At 30.4% G+C, this 15,638-nt stretch carries 14 protein-coding genes; 3 read left to right on the top strand and 11 right to left on the bottom strand.

From position 1 onward, the window contains the following. Positions 1-31 precede the first annotated feature (31 nt). From L2Z92_RS13690 to L2Z92_RS13665, 6 genes are all read right to left on the bottom strand, one after another. On the bottom strand, positions 32-2,728 hold the full coding sequence (locus L2Z92_RS13690) for a DNA gyrase/topoisomerase IV subunit A (protein ID WP_236454452.1): 2,697 nt from the start codon (positions 2,726-2,728) through the stop codon (positions 32-34). Positions 2,729-2,762: 34 nt separating this feature from the next. Beyond that, positions 2,763-3,395: a peptidylprolyl isomerase PrsA family protein gene (locus L2Z92_RS13685; RefSeq protein ID WP_236454449.1), complete on the bottom strand. Its 633-nt coding sequence runs from the start codon at positions 3,393-3,395 to the stop codon at positions 2,763-2,765. 3 nt (positions 3,396-3,398) lie between these two features. After that, positions 3,399-4,499 (bottom strand): PDDEXK nuclease domain-containing protein, encoded by a 1,101-nt coding sequence (locus L2Z92_RS13680; RefSeq protein WP_236454446.1) that lies wholly within the window; start codon positions 4,497-4,499, stop codon positions 3,399-3,401. Further along, positions 4,499-6,355 (bottom strand): DNA topoisomerase IV subunit B, encoded by a 1,857-nt coding sequence (locus tag L2Z92_RS13675; RefSeq protein WP_236454443.1) that lies wholly within the window; start codon positions 6,353-6,355, stop codon positions 4,499-4,501. Before L2Z92_RS13675 ends, L2Z92_RS13680 begins: the two co-directional genes overlap by 1 nt. Before the next feature lie 302 nt (positions 6,356-6,657). Continuing rightward, entirely contained in the window at positions 6,658-6,858 is a 201-nt protein-coding gene (locus L2Z92_RS13670) for a helix-turn-helix domain-containing protein (protein ID WP_236454439.1), read from the bottom strand. After that, positions 6,852-7,526: a winged helix family transcriptional regulator gene (locus L2Z92_RS13665; protein ID WP_236454436.1), complete on the bottom strand. Its 675-nt coding sequence runs from the start codon at positions 7,524-7,526 to the stop codon at positions 6,852-6,854. The genes L2Z92_RS13670 and L2Z92_RS13665 overlap by 7 nt, the downstream gene beginning before the upstream one ends. Before the next feature lie 170 nt (positions 7,527-7,696). On the opposite strand from L2Z92_RS13665, the gene L2Z92_RS13660 reads away from it, so the two are divergent. Next, a complete protein-coding gene (locus tag L2Z92_RS13660) occupies positions 7,697-8,266 on the top strand; it encodes a hypothetical protein (protein ID WP_236454432.1) in 570 nt (189 codons plus the stop codon). A 131-nt stretch (positions 8,267-8,397) separates the two neighbouring features. Here the strand turns inward: L2Z92_RS13660 and L2Z92_RS13655 are convergent, their stop codons facing one another. The 5 genes from L2Z92_RS13655 to ychF form a co-directional block, all read right to left on the bottom strand. Then, positions 8,398-9,081, bottom strand: coding sequence for a TIGR02117 family protein (locus tag L2Z92_RS13655; protein ID WP_319800376.1), 684 nt, complete (start codon positions 9,079-9,081; stop codon positions 8,398-8,400). Then, on the bottom strand, positions 9,078-9,749 hold the full coding sequence (locus L2Z92_RS13650) for a hypothetical protein (RefSeq protein WP_236454429.1): 672 nt from the start codon (positions 9,747-9,749) through the stop codon (positions 9,078-9,080). Before L2Z92_RS13650 ends, L2Z92_RS13655 begins: the two co-directional genes overlap by 4 nt. A 45-nt stretch (positions 9,750-9,794) precedes the next feature. Further along, the gene (locus L2Z92_RS13645) at positions 9,795-10,271 is read right to left on the bottom strand and encodes a hypothetical protein (RefSeq protein WP_236454425.1); all 477 of its coding nucleotides are present in this window, start codon (positions 10,269-10,271) and stop codon (positions 9,795-9,797) included. Between the two features lie 9 nt (positions 10,272-10,280). Continuing rightward, positions 10,281-10,763, bottom strand: coding sequence for a hypothetical protein (locus tag L2Z92_RS13640; RefSeq protein WP_236454422.1), 483 nt, complete (start codon positions 10,761-10,763; stop codon positions 10,281-10,283). A 184-nt stretch (positions 10,764-10,947) separates the two neighbouring features. After that, positions 10,948-12,042 (bottom strand): redox-regulated ATPase YchF, encoded by a 1,095-nt coding sequence (ychF, locus tag L2Z92_RS13635; RefSeq protein ID WP_236454419.1) that lies wholly within the window; start codon positions 12,040-12,042, stop codon positions 10,948-10,950. 168 nt (positions 12,043-12,210) lie between these two features. Between ychF and L2Z92_RS13630 the strand changes: the two genes are divergently transcribed. Both L2Z92_RS13630 and L2Z92_RS13625 read left to right on the top strand, forming a co-directional pair. Beyond that, complete coding sequence (locus tag L2Z92_RS13630) at positions 12,211-14,835, top strand: TonB-dependent receptor (protein ID WP_236454402.1); 2,625 nt, start codon at positions 12,211-12,213, stop codon at positions 14,833-14,835. 182 nt (positions 14,836-15,017) lie between these two features. Further along, the gene (locus L2Z92_RS13625) at positions 15,018-15,554 is read left to right on the top strand and encodes a hypothetical protein (protein WP_236454400.1); all 537 of its coding nucleotides are present in this window, start codon (positions 15,018-15,020) and stop codon (positions 15,552-15,554) included. Positions 15,555-15,638 lie beyond the last annotated feature (84 nt).

Genomic DNA, 15,638 nt, shown 5'->3' with positions numbered 1-15,638 from the left:
ACATTTAACAAGATTGTTAATATAATGATAATTAATCTAAACTTAAGGTTATTTGACCGTCATCATCTAGTTCAGTATTAATGCTTTCAGAGATATTATTTTCATCTTTCACTTCCATTTTTTCTGGCTCTGGTTCAACAGGTTCTTCAAATGGTAACGGTTCTAATAAATTAACTTGTTTTACTTTGTCTGTCGTTAATTGGTTTCCTAAAGCTTTTATACCTTTCACTGCAATAAATTCTTCTAAATTTACTTCTAGAGTTTCTTTTTGCACTCCTTTCACTTTTGAAAAAATGACTTCAGCCATTGGTCGCCAATCTGTAGAAACAATTTCTAACTGCGATTTTTCGTGTTCTGTAATAAAAGTTTCTTCTCTACTTTCGTTTTCAACAAGGAATCGTTTCAAATAATAGCGTTCTTTTTCTCCATCATAATATATTGCAGAAATTGGTTTTGTTGGTTTCCATTTCTCCAATACAATCATATCTGAATCAAAATGCGTTGTTAATTCTGGAATTATCGTTTTTAATTTCCCTGATTGATTGATTATTAATAATCTATCGTTTGGCTTAAATTCTCCTAATAATTCTCCTCTTCCGTCTGTATTTAATCGTTGAACTGTATCATCAAACCAAATTTTACGTGGACGAAGTGTTGAAATTCCTTTTTCTTTCAACTCGATTTTCTTAATAGGGTATTTTGAAACTGTATTTCCTTTGGAACTTCTTCCTTTTATTAAAATATCAGAGAAATCTAAATCCCATTTCAGTTTTTTAACGCTTCCAACTTGTCTCAATAAAATAGTAACTACTTCTGCTTCTCCATTTGGATTTGATGAGAAATAGAGAATTTGTGACCCTGGTTTTTCTTGGGAAACATGGTATTCTTTGTCTCTTGTTATTGCAGAAACATTAAAACGTTTTACGAATGAAGCTCCCGATTTTCCATCACGATAAATAACATTATATATAGTACGCTTGTCGTTTTTATCGAAAATTGCTATATGAATAATGTCTTTCCCTATAAATTTCTTATCATCTACTTTGGTTATTACCATTCTTCCATCACGTAGAAAAACAATCACATCATCAATATCGGAACAATCGGCAACGTACTCGTCTTTCTTAAGTCCTGTTCCTAAAAACCCTTCTGCTTTATTAACATAGAGTTTTGTATTTCTTAGAGCTACTTTGGTAGCTTCAATAGTATCGAAACTTCTTAATTCAGTTTGACGTTCTTTACCTTTCCCATATTTTTCCTTTAATGTTGTGAAAAATGCAATTGAAAAATCTATAATATTAGCCAAATCATGTCTAATACGTTCCATTTCAGCTTCCAGTTTAGCAATGGCCTCATCTGCCTTATCGGAGTCAAAACGTGTAATACGAATCATTGGAATTTGAGTTAACTTTTGCAAATCTTCATCATGAATATCTCGAACTAATAATGCTCTAAAAGGTTCGAATTTCTTATATAGGTATTCGTATAATGATTCTCTGTCGGAATATAATTTGAAATCAATATACATTTCTTCTCGAATGAATATTTTTTCTAAAGTAGAGAAATGCCATTTGTTTTCTAATTCTTCTAATTGAATCTCAAGCTCTCTCTTTAATAATTCAACTGTTCTGTCTGTTGAAATTTTCAACATATCGGAAACGCCAATAAACAAAGGTTTGTTATTTTCTATGACACAACCTAATGGAGCAATAGACGTTTCACATGCGGTAAAAGCATATAATGCATCTATTGTTTTATCTGGCGAAACACCTGATGGAAGATGAATTAAGATTTCAACATCAGCAGCTGTGTTGTCTTCAATCTTTTTAACTTTAATTTTCCCTTTATCATTTGCTTTTAAAATACTATCAATCAATGTTGATGTATTGGTTGAAAAAGGAATTTGAGTAATTACTAAAGTAGATTTATCCAATTGTGCAATTTTAGCACGCACACGCACACGACCACCGCGTAATCCATCATTATAATTAGACACATCTGCAATACCCGCAGTAGGGAAATCAGGATACAATGTAAACGGTTTCCCTTTTAGTATTTTTATAGAACTGTCAATAAGTTCATTAAAATTATGTGGCAATACTTTGGTAGATAAACCTACAGCAATACCTTCTGCTCCTTGTGCTAAAAGCAATGGAAACTTAACTGGTAAGTTTACAGGTTCTGCTCTACGACCATCATATGAAGTTCCCCATTCGGTAATTTTAGGGGAATACAATACATCGTGACCAAATTTAGAAATACGTGCTTCAATATAACGAGAAGCAGCAGCACTATCCCCGGTAAGGATATTACCCCAGTTACCTTGCATGTCTATGATTAGTTCTTTCTGTCCGATTTGCACCATTGCATCTCCAATACTTGCATCTCCATGAGGATGATACTGCATGGTGTGACCAACGATATTTGCTACTTTATTGTAACGTCCATCATCTAATTCTTTCATAGAATGCATGATACGACGTTGCACTGGTTTAAAACCGTCTTCAATAGCTGGAACAGCACGTTCTAGAATTACATAGGAGGCATAGTCTAAAAACCAATCTTTATACATACCTGTTACTTTCGTAATGGTATCTTCTGGATTTTCGTTGTTTTCATAAAAATTATGTCCTGATGCTTTTATATCGTCAAAGCCTTCCTTTTCATTAGACTCGTTTAACGAATCGTTGTTTTCTTCTGGGTTTGTATTTTCTTCGTCTTCGTTCATATTGCTGAATTATTTTCAGTATGTTTTTAAAAACTTATTTATTTACTTTTTTCGGTAATGTCCTGTATATTCTTTCAATTTCTTTTTGATCTTCTTCTGTTTGTATGCCAGAATGATCGTCGTTAATGAAATATTTTATTCCAACATTCCAAAAAAACAATCTCATATCTTCTAAACAATAATATTTTGCTTCTCCAATACTTTTTGAATTCTCAATATTTCCACAAGAAAAACATATTTCAATATCTCCTATAACATTATCCTTTTTATCTTTAAAAACTATTTGATGCCTAGGATTATAACAATCTGCTATTAATTGATCTGAATTACAAGAATCTTTAGCTATTAGATTGAATAATTCTGTTTTTTGATTTTCGCTTAAAACTATTCTTTCTTTTATAAAATCATTTGACAATTGAACATCTGTATTAAAGTTTATGTCTTTTCTTAAATATCCATCAATTTGTTTTATAAATTCCTTATCAGGAAAAGAGTATATTATGACTTCGCTTATATCATCATACTTGAATGACATTGATTTAGAAAAATCTTTTTTTATTATTCTTTCTTCCTTTTCAATTTCTTGTCTTTTTGTTTCATTACATGCATTAAAAATCAAACTTATTAGCATAATTAAAATAGACAAAAACAGATTCCTTTTCTTCATGAGTTAATTCCCAATCAATCGTTTAAATTCTTCTTTAGTTGGTAAAACTGTTTTGTACTTACTCGCAAAAATTTGTTCGTTGTTTTCTGGTAAAGTATATTCTACCACTAAATCACTTTTATTCTGACACAATACGATTCCTATGGTTCTGTTTTCATCTTCTAAACGCATATTTCTGTCGTAATAATTAACGTACATTTGCATCTGACCTAAATCTTGATGTTTTAATTCTCCTATTTTTAAATCAATAAGCACAAAACTCTTTAAGATTCGATTGTAAAAAACCAAATCGATTCTAAAATGTTTCCCATCAAAAGTAATTCTTTTTTGACGTGCAACAAATGCAAATCCTTGACCTAATTCTAATAGAAAATGTTCTAATTTATTGATGATTTGTTCTTCTAAATCACTTTCCGAATACTGATGCATTTCGGGTAAACCCAAAAACTCTAATATATAAGGATCTTTGATAATATCTTTTGGCTTTTCAATAATTTGTCCTTCTTTTGAAAGTTTTAAAATACCTTCTTTGTCTCTACTTAGACTTAATCGAGTATACAATGCCGAATCATATTGTCTTTTTAATTCTCTAACGCTCCAATTGTTTTTTATAGATTCGATTTCGTAGAAGTTTCTTTCTTTTTCGTCATCAATTCTCATTAAGAAAACATAATGTGTCCAAGTTAATTTGAAAAACGAAATCAGTGTCTGCGTTTTTTGATTTTCTAATTCTCCGTTAACTGACTGAGAAATTGTATTTTCAGAAATCCGAGTCAGTGTCTCGGAATTTTGAATTTGTAAAATCCGAGTCAAAAACTCGGAAATTGAGTAAGTCAAATAAAACTTTCTCATATTTTCTAAATTATCTACCGAAAAACCTTTACCAAACTCTTTCTTCAATTCTTCAGAAAGTCCTTTTAAGAGTTGTTTACCATATTCGGCTCTTTCTTTACCATTTTGTTCTTCTTCTACAATGATTCTTCCTATTTCAAAATAAGTATAAACCATTGTTGAATTTACGGTACGCAAAACTTGTTGTCTTGCATTTTGTAACAAATCAACTACTTGTTGGAATAATTCTTTATTTTGAAGTGTTCTTATCATTACTCTTTCTCGATCACATCTAACTCTACTTTCAAATTATTGATAATGAACTCTTGTCTGTCTGGTGTATTTTTACCCATGTAGAATTCCAATAATTTTTCAATTGTAGTTCCCTTGTCTAACATTACAGGATCTAATCGAATATCTTCTCCAATGAAGAACTTGAACTCATCGGGAGAAATTTCTCCCAAACCTTTAAATCGTGTTATCTCTGGTTTTGGTTTCAATTTCTCAATAGCGTCTTTCCTTTCTTCTTCAGTATAACAATATATCGTTTCTTTTTTATTTCTCACACGGAACAATGGCGTTTGTAGAATATACAAGTGACCGTCTTTTATTAACTCAGGAAAAAACTGCAAGAAAAAAGTAATCAATAACAAACGAATGTGCATTCCATCGACATCGGCATCGGTTGCAATTACAATGTTATTGTATCGCAAATCGCCCATGTCTTCCTCAATATTTAAAGCGGCTTGTAATAAATTGAATTCTTCATTTTCATAAACAATTTTCTTACTCATTCCGTAAGAATTCAAAGGCTTACCACGCAAACTAAATACTGCTTGTGTATTTACATCTCGTGATTTTGTAATCGAACCCGAAGCCGAATCCCCCTCAGTAATAAAAAGTGTACTTTCTAAACTTCTTGGATTTTTAACATCCGCTAAATGCACACGACAATCGCGTAGTTTTTTATTGTGTAAATTAGCTTTTTTGGCTCTGTCTTTTGCTAATTTACGAATTCCTGAAAGTTCTTTTCTTTCGCGTTCTGCTTGTAATATCTTACGCAATAAAGCATCTGCAACTTCAGGGTTTTTATGTAGAAAATTATCTAATTTCGTTTTAATAAAATCGTTTATGAAAGTACGAACTGTTGGACCTTCTGGACCAATATCTGTAGAACCTAACTTTGTTTTTGTTTGCGATTCAAAAACGGGTTCTTCAACTTTAATAGCTACTGCGGAAACAATCGATTTTCTTACATCGGAAGCCTCAAAACTTTTATTATAGAATTCTTTTATAGCTCTTACTATTGCTTCACGAAACGCACTTAAATGTGTTCCACCTTGCGTTGTATTTTGTCCGTTTACAAAAGAATGATATTCTTCTGAATATTGAGTTTTACTATGTGTAATTGCTATTTCGATATCCTCACCTTCAAGATGAATGATTGGATATACCATATCTTCTTCTGCAATATTCTCTTCTAATAAATCTTTTAAACCATGTTCCGAAACAAATTTCTCACCGTTATAAATGATGGTTAAACCACGATTTAAATAACAGTAATTCTTAAGCATCTTAATGATGTACTCATTACGAAACTTATAATTTTTAAAAATTGTATCATCGGCAATAAAAGACACTTTTGTACCTTTTCGTTTTGTGGTTTCTATTACTTCTTCTTCAGAAGTTAGATTACCCGCAGAAAATTCAGCAGCTTTTTGTTGATTATCACGAACTGATTCTACTCTAAAGAAATTAGAGAGTGCATTTACTGCTTTTGTACCTACTCCATTTAAACCTACTGATTTTTTAAAGGCTTTCGAGTCATATTTACCTCCAGTATTCATCTTGGAAACCACATCTATCACTTTTCCAAGTGGAATTCCACGTCCGTAATCGCGAACGGTTACCAATTTATCTTTTATGGTTACTTCTATGGTTTTTCCAGCACCCATTACAAATTCATCGATACAGTTATCCATAACTTCTTTAAGAAGTATATAAATACCATCATCGGGTGATGAACCATCTCCTAGTTTTCCAATGTACATTCCTGGACGCATACGAATATGCTCTTTCCAATCGAGGGAACGTATATTGTCTTCGGTATATTGATCTTGCTCTAACATAAACAGATTTCGGATTTTGTGCAATATACTATTTCTCCATAAAAAATAAAAGAGGAGTGTTTATAAGTTATTGACAAAAGAAGAAAGAACATAAAGAAAAGAAGAAAGAAAATTAGATAGCAATAAAAATTGAAAAAACTGTACTATATGATTATGAAGATAAAGAAGTCGTATTCTTAAATGGAATTCATCAAAAAAATGATATTATAAAACATTTCCAATCATAATGCTAAAAAATCTCTTTATCAAAAAATCTTCCATAAAGTACTTTTTAATTTCCTTATACAAAAACCTGAATCAATTTAATCAATCTCTAACTTATACCCTACTCCATGAATATTTATTAATTTGACAGATTCGTCCGCTTTTAATTTAATACGAAGTTTTGAAATATAAGTATCCAAACTTCTTCCTACAAACACACCATTGTCTTCCCAAACTTTTTTAGTCAATTCTTCCCTTTTAATAATTTGATTGGGTTGGGCAATAAAAATAGTTAACAATTCACATTCTTTTTTGGAAAGACTGATCTCACAGCTTCTTTAATCAGTTTATTTTGTTCTGGATAGAACTTATATGTACCAATAAATGTAAAACTTTCGGAATTTTCTTCTGAAGAAACTTTAGTTTTTCGTTTGAAATAAAAAAATGTTATGATTCCAAAAATACCAAACAAGAAAATAGAGACAAGCCAAATATAAGAATAACTGCAATTCGTCTCAATTCTTTTGGCAAATCGAACATTTATAAGGTAGCAGTCTTTTTTTAACTGTCTTCCTCTACAAGGAACGATGCCTTTTTCTATATTTTGCTTCATTTGAAAACTATAAGCGACTTCGTTGTCCTTACATTGCAACACTTCAACCAAATAGTGTTGTGGTAGATTTGCTTTTTGAAAACTATTTTTCAGAAAAACAATCAGACTATCTGGATTTATCTCCAACTGTTCTTCAAAAGATAATTGGTATTGTGAATTCTCTATCTTCACTATTGGCTTTACTACTGATATAGAATCTTGATTGATTGATAGTAATTGATGGCCCACATTACGTAATGCAACTTTCACCATTGCAGAAGCATCTTCATTTGATTCCTTTGAACAGGAAATCATACAAGAAAACAATCCGAAAATGACTAAAAATCTACAGGAATATTTGATATAGTTATTCATAATTATTTGTAAATAACATACAATTTTATGACATTTTACAACTGTTGACACTTTTTTGACATTTTTTTGACACTCTAAGATGAAGCGAATAGTAGTTTTACACTGTCATCAAATAATCGCAAAGTTTGTTGCGGTTTTTAACTCAATACTAATTCCTAAAAATAATAAAAATGAAAAATGCACTTCTTTTCTTTTGTCTATTATTCGTTCTAAGTTGCAAAATAGATTCTTCAAAAACTCAATCTAATATTGATAGTGTTTTCGTTCAAAATACAAATGTAGTACCTAGTATGATACATCTTTATGGTCCAAATTTACCATCTGAACCTTATGAACTAAAACTCGACATCCAACAATTAAATAATAGCATTTATGATTTAGAAATACAGATGTTATTATACAATAATGCTTATTATGCTTCTCCAAATACTAAAGAAGACTTAAAGGGTAAGTTTACTTTTTTTATTGAAAATAATAACTCGTTCGTACTAAAAAATAGTCTTATTAAAACACCGCTCTCAAATAAGAAACATGAATCCAGCACAAATGATAATGGCTTGACAAACTGGGTTCGTGTAAATACATCCTATAATCAGCAACTTGAAATTACAACTAAAGAAGACTTTGAAGTTAGAGGCTACATTCAGTTTACTATTGAACCTCGATGCACTCTAGAGAAAATTCCTGTTATTATAGAACATAAAAAAGGTAAACTGAAATTCGAAATCGATAATTGTTAAAAAAGCAGTAGTTTCTGAACCATAATATTCGGCCCAGAAAGATATTTATAAAAAGAGTTCAGGATTTACATAAGAATAGCAATGCAAAAGAAAAATTGATAGCATTAGAGAAAAAGTAATACTTAAATTGATTACTCATAATGATAAAAAATTCCTTTATCTAAAACCGTCCAAAGGGCTGCTTTTTGATTCCCTGCTTTTAAGGCTTGGTTTGCCCAAGTATTACAAGTGTAGAACAAGTTATAACTTCCTTTGGCTTCGTAAAACAGATCGTGTTTACCATAGGAATGTGAGCCAATACGTTGTATTTTATTATCTTCATCTAACAGAAAACTATTTTCAAAATAGGCAATTAACTTTTTGTATTGTGATTCAGAAACTACTATTTTTTTACAAGTCTCACTTTCATTCAAACTACCATAAAAAGTAAGATGCATAGCAGAATTACTAAGCCCTGTAACGGCTTTTAGTGCTGTAGATGCTTTCAAGTCTGCCCAAGTAGGTGTATCTAAATAAAAACCTTTATCGCCCCAACCAAAAGCTAAATTTTGCCTTGTTGTATCTTGTGCTTTTGTTTGAGAATGTGAAATTTCTTTCGACCAATCTTTTATTTCATTTTTTAAAGGAACAACAATATCTGTATGTACTCCGTTGGAGAGAATATAAATGGTGATTTTTTTATCAGTAACTTTATTTTTTTCGTTTACAGAAATAATCGACGTAATAAAAATAACAAATCCATAAACTAATAAAAAAAGTAGAAGTCCAAGCGCTGACTTTAGTATTATTCTGATTGTCTTTTTTATTATTTTCATTTCTTTATCTTGCTATAATTCGAATCATATCCGAAATTTTTCAACTTAAAAAACTGTTTAAATTCGTTTCTCTTTGGTGCAATAACAAAAGTAGTGGAATCAATTCTTCTAGATTTCGTTGCTGTAATAGAATCCATCTTAAATAAATCGGAATCGGAATATAACTGTTTCACAATTAGTTTGTCTTTATCAAAGATAAACATTTTTACATTCCAATAAATAGAATCTTTTTCACTAATAACAAGATTCCCGTTAATCCGTTTTGCCTTTTGAAAATCAGAAAACTGAAAAATAGTATCAATTCTAATATCTGTAATTTCAATTGAATCTTTTAATTTTCGGAATGGAAATCTCACATCCTTATAATTTTTAGAAACTATTTCACTTTCTAAAATATCATATTCTAATTTTAGAGAATCTAGAAAATTATTGCTTACTTTAAAAGTATCATAATATTCCTTAAAAATATATTCTTTTTGAAAAATTAAAAAAGTAGAATCCAAATCCATATAACTACCTAAAAATTTATTTGGAAATGATTTTAATTCGGAATCATTAATAGGTTGTGGATTTTCAAAATAAAAAGTATTTCCAGCGATTTCAAGATCTCCTGAGACGTCTTTACAAGAAATAAAAACTAATAAAAAAATGACCACTATTCCTTTCATGAAACGATTTTAAAATATAATACTAGTAATAAAACAAAAATACATTTATTTTAAGTTTATTAGTAATTCGCAATTGATAAACTTCTTTTTCCAACTATTTAAATGCGCTTCCTCTTCAATAGGAATATCAATTCGTAATGTTTCTAGTTTTGGAAAAGACACTAAAATCTTCAAAATACCAGCTGCAGTAACTTCTGAATTCTTAATATCCAAATATTCTAATTCAGCCAAATGAAGCAGACAATCTAGTTTTTCATCTGTTAAAGGAATTCCTCTTAAGTCTAAAAACAAAACCTTCTTTAACTTTTTAAGATAGTCTAATCCCTGAATTGTAACAAAAGAATCTCCTAATGCAAGTCTATCTATTGCTGAGACATGTTGGGTAATAAAACACAAATCTTCATCAGTTGTATCACCTGAACGCATACCAAACTGACTCAAATGGTCTGGAATATTCTTATCACTTTTTGTGTTGAAATATTTTTGTGACAAATATTTTTCTCTACTTTTGGATAATCTCATTTGCTACAATTAATTAGCCCAAAACTCAGAATTAATTGAAAAGCCTTCTTTTTCAAACGCTCTCAGTATGGCTTTCCTAAAAGATTTAGTATTATCTTCTTTACTAATTTGGGTAAAAAACAAATTAGTATTGTGGGTATTCGTTGTTAAAAGTTCTCCTTTTTCATTATAAGTGCTAATCGTTTCCAAAACATCCTTACCTTCTGTTTCAAAAATGACATTAATATCTCTAATAAAACCTGTTATTTTATCTAATGGCACTTCCGCTTTAATGACTTCCCATTGCTCGTTATAAGTATTGTATTTTTCAACTTCGAGAATTAGTTTTTTGCTTTCATCTATGTAAAAAGGTTGAATTATTTTCAAAGAATCTTCATCTGCAAACTTCTTAATTTCTTTCATAAGTTGCTTATTCAATAAATCAACTACTTTCTTTTCTTGAGAAAAAGCGAAGAAACTAAAAAAGAAAATATAAACGATAACTACTCTCATTTTTCACCTTTTTGAATAAAAATTAAACTATTTATTTCGTTACTCCCTAAATCTTTAATCTAATTTAGAAAAAGGTTCAATTAATAAATTTAATAATAAAGCTACAAGCATTATAAGTCAAATATAAATAAAAAAACCTGTAAATTTCTTTACAGGTTCTATCTTTTTTCTTTCTTCGAAAAAACTATACATTAAATCTAAAGTGCATAACATCACCATCTTTAACGATATATTCTTTTCCTTCAACTCTAAGTTTTCCTGCTTCTTTTACTTTCGCTTCAGTACCAAAATTAGAGTAGTCTTCATAAGCGATAACCTCTGCACGAATGAATCCTTTCTCAAAATCTGTATGAATAACTCCAGCAGCTTGTGGAGCTGTGTCTCCTATCTGAATAGTCCAAGCTCTCACTTCTTTTACACCTGCTGTAAAATACGTTTGTAAGTTTAATAATTTATAGGCCGCACGAATTAAAACTGCAGAACCTGGTTCTTTTAAACCCATGTCTTCTAAGAATACTTGACGCTCTTCATAGCTCTCTAATTCAGTAATATCTGCCTCTGCTCCTACCGAAAGGATAATTACCTCAGCATTTTCATCTTTAACTAATTCTCTAACTTGCTCTACATATGCGTTTCCTTTAACTGCAGAATTCTCGTCTACGTTACACACATATAAAACTGGTTTTAAAGTAATTAATTGAAATTCTTCCATCATCTCCTCTTCATCTTGATTTTGAGGAATAACTGTACGAGCCGATTTTGCTTGTAATAAGGCTTCACGAATTCTGTCTAATAATGCTTTTTCCGCTTGTGCTTCTTTATTTCCAGTTTTTGCAGCACGATTTGTTTTTTCCAAACGCTTTTCAACCGTTTCTAAATCTTTCAATTGCAATTCGATATCAATTGTTTCTTTATCACGAATAGGATTAACGTTTCCATCAACATGTATAATATTATCATTATCAAAACAACGTAAAACATGAATAATCGCGTTACATTCTCTAATATTTCCTAAAAACTGATTTCCTAAACCTTCTCCTTTACTTGCTCCTTTTACTAATCCTGCAATATCTACAATATCAACAGTTGCCATTTGAACACGTTCTGGTTTTACTAACTCTTCTAATCTTACTATTCTTGGATCAGGTACATTTACAACTCCAATATTTGGTTCAATAGTACAGAATGGGAAGTTTGCACTTTGCGCTTTTGCATTTGACAAACAATTAAATAGTGTTGATTTTCCAACATTTGGTAATCCTACAATTCCTGCTTTCATATAGTATATTTTTTTACAAGTAATTCGTTTTAAAGTTTGCAAATATACTTTAAAAGTTACAAAGTCTCAAAGCTCCTTTAATTTTAGTTATTTATTCTAAAATTTACAATGAAAAAATGCTTTTTTTTTAACCTATATTTGTTTTAACAAACAAATAAACATTTTTTTATGAAAAAATTAGTAGTATTACTATTCCTGAGTGGTTTCCAGTTGCTATTTTCCCAAAAGCAAGTAACAGGAAGTGTGTCAGATGAATTTGGAGAACCTCTAGTAGGAGTTAATGTCATTGAAAAAAACACTAAAAACGGAGTCGTTTCTGATTTTAATGGTAAATTCAAAATAACTGCAAATCTAGGAACAACACTTGTTTTTAGTTATATTGGTTTTAACACCCTTGAAAAAAAAGTAGAAGGTTACACATTAGACGTTATTTTAATTGAAGGTCAAGAATTAGATGAAATTCAAGTTGTCGGTTCTAGAAGTCCGAAAAGAACAGTAACAGAATCTCCTGTTGCAATTGATGTTATTGATGTAAAAGACATTAGTACCCAAAGTGGTAAAATTGAAATTAATCAGCTTTTACAATATGTTGCTCCTTCTTTTAATGCCAATAAACAATCAGGTTCCGATGGTGCTGACCACGTTGACCCAGCTTCTCTTAGAGGTTTAGGTCCAGATCAAACTTTGGTTTTAATTAACGGAAAAAGAAGACATCAATCTTCCTTGATTAATCTATTTGGTACAAGAGGTAGAGGAAATACAGGTACCGATTTAAACGCAATACCATCTAGTTCAATTAAAAGAATCGAAATTTTAAGAGATGGTGCTTCGGCTCAGTATGGTTCTGATGCTATTGCGGGTGTAATTAACATTGTTTTAAATGATAATGATGAAGGTATTTCTGGAAACATTACTTATGGTGCTTATAATACAAATGCTGATGGCGATTTTCTTCCAGGAACTCCAAACACAAAAGGCAATCGTTTAGATCAAAATGGTAATGGAACTTCAGTTGGAAAAGATCAAAATTTTGATGGTGGTTCTTTAAAAATAGCTACTAACTATGGCGTAAAGCTTGGTAAAGAAGGATTTGCAAATTTTACACTTGAATATTTAGACAAAAACAAAACACTTCGTCCTGGTTACGATTTTAGAAGAGGTTTTGGTGAAGCAGAAATTAATGGTTTTAATTTCTTTGGAAACGTTAAAACTAAGATTGCAGACAAAACCGATTTTTATATTTTTGGTGGTCGAAACTATCGTAACACTGATGCTTATGCATTTACTAGAAATGATGGCGAAAGAGTGGTTGAAAGCATTTATCCTGGTGGTTTTACACCTAGAATTGCTTCGGTTATTTTTGATACTTCAATAGCCGCTGGAATACGTACAAAAACTGATAATGGTTGGAATATTGACATTAGTAATACTTTTGGTAAAAACTTATTTCATTATACTATAAAAGGAACATTAAATGCTTCTTTAGAAGCAGCATCTCCAACAGAATTTGATGCTGGTGGACACAGTTTAAGTCAAAACACATTGAATTTTGATTTTTCTAAAAGCTATGAAACTATATTAAAAGGATTCAATTTAGCATTGGGGGCAGAATTTAGAACCGAACAGTTTAGCATTTTTGCTGGAGAAGAAGGTTCTTATGCAACGTATGATGTAAATGGACAAGTAGTTACAGACCCTGGGAACCAAACGATACCTACCGATCCTATTTCTGGGAATCCAAGACCTGGAGGCTCTCAAGGTTTCCCTGGATATAGCCTAGAAAATGAACTTACAAAAAACAGGTCAAATTTATCACTTTATGCCGATACTGAATTAGATATATCTGAATCTTTCTTACTAAGTACTGCGTTACGATTTGAAAATTACAGTGATTTTGGTTCTGCTTTAAACTGGAAACTAGCAACAAGAGTTAAATTAAGTCAAAAAATAAATCTTAGAGGATCTGTTAGTACTGGTTTTAGAGCACCCTCATTGGCTCAAATATATTATAATTTAAGATTTACTAACTTTAATTCTGGTGGTGCAACTGAAGTTTTATTGTCTCCAAACAATAGTCCAGTTACCCGTGCTTTTGGAATTCAAAAACTAAATCAAGAAAAAGCAGCAAATGCTTCATTAGGTTTTACTGCTTCTTTTGGTGACTTCACAACAACTATTGATGGATACTTGATTGCTGTTAATAATCGTATTATTTTAACTGGATATTTTGATGCAACTGCTTTAAACATTGGTGTTTCTGAAGCGCAATTTTTCGCTAATGGTGTCGATACAAGAACAGCTGGTTTAGATTTAGTTTTTTCTTGGAAAAGAAACATTGGTAACGCAATGTACTCTGCTACTTTAGTTGGAAACATCAACGATATGAAAATTGATAATGTAAAAAATAGCTCTTTAGATGAAGCTACATTTTTTGGTAAAAGAGAAAAAGCTTTTCTTTTAGCTTCTGCCCCAGCAAACAAATTTGGTTTAAACATTGCTTATAATAGAAATAAGTTTGATGCTGGACTTGCATTAACTCGTTTTAGTAAAGTTGTTTTGGTTGATTATTCAGATCAGGATGATGTATATGACGCAAAAACAGTTACCGATTTAACATTGGGTTATCAATTTACAAAAAGTTTAAAGTTAACATTAGGAAGTAACAACCTATTAAACGTTTACCCTGACAAACAAGATGAAATTGGTGATACTGAAGCTGGTGGATATTGGGATTCTGTGCAAATGGGGTTTAGTGGTGCTTATTATTATGCTAGAATTGGTTTCAATTTTTAACTAAACATTAATATACAATATAAAGCTGTTCTAAATTAGGACAGCTTTTTTTATTTCTTGAGATTAACTAGAATTGTATAACTCATCTTACCTTATAATTATATAACAAGCTCTCAAAATGATATAACATAAAACATATCAATCAGTTATACATTTGTACTATAATTTTAAAACAAGAAATCATGAAAAGTTTAATTTTAACTGCTCTATTATCATTTAGCACATTAAATATTGTAGCACAAAACAAAAATGTAAAGAAAGAAACAAAAACTGTAACTAAAACTATTAAAGATTCTAAAGGAGAACAAGAAATAGTAAAAACAATAGAAACAAAAGAAACTCAAAATGTAGAACTTGCATTATCAGAACAAAAAGGAAAGAATATTCCAATAAAGGAAGAAGCTAAAGTAGATGTTACAAAAACAACCAAAATAAAAATTGATGGTGAAACTAAATTTATTGACATAGATCAATCTGCCTATTACAATTTGAATGGTAGAAAATATCAAATTATTCAAAAGGGAAATGGCTATTCGATGATGAACTCTGCAAACAGTGAGACTGGAGTTCTAAGAAAAACATCAAATAACAATTATATTTTCAGAAGTAAAGATAAAGTGTCTTTTGGTTATTTAGATAATGAGGGTAATCTTATCCTAGAAACATTTGATTATAAAAACGATCAAATTACCATGGAGAAATTTACAATTGAAAAGTAGATCTTCATAAAAATTTTAAACTACAAAAACCTAACGTATTACGTTAGGTTTTTTTTCATACCACTCCACTTCTCTTAAACTTCT

Origin of the sequence: Flavobacterium jumunjinense, from assembly GCF_021650975.2 — a bacterium.
GTDB lineage: Bacteria > Bacteroidota > Bacteroidia > Flavobacteriales > Flavobacteriaceae > Flavobacterium > Flavobacterium jumunjinense.
This window is presented reverse-complemented; position numbering and strand designations above follow the sequence as displayed.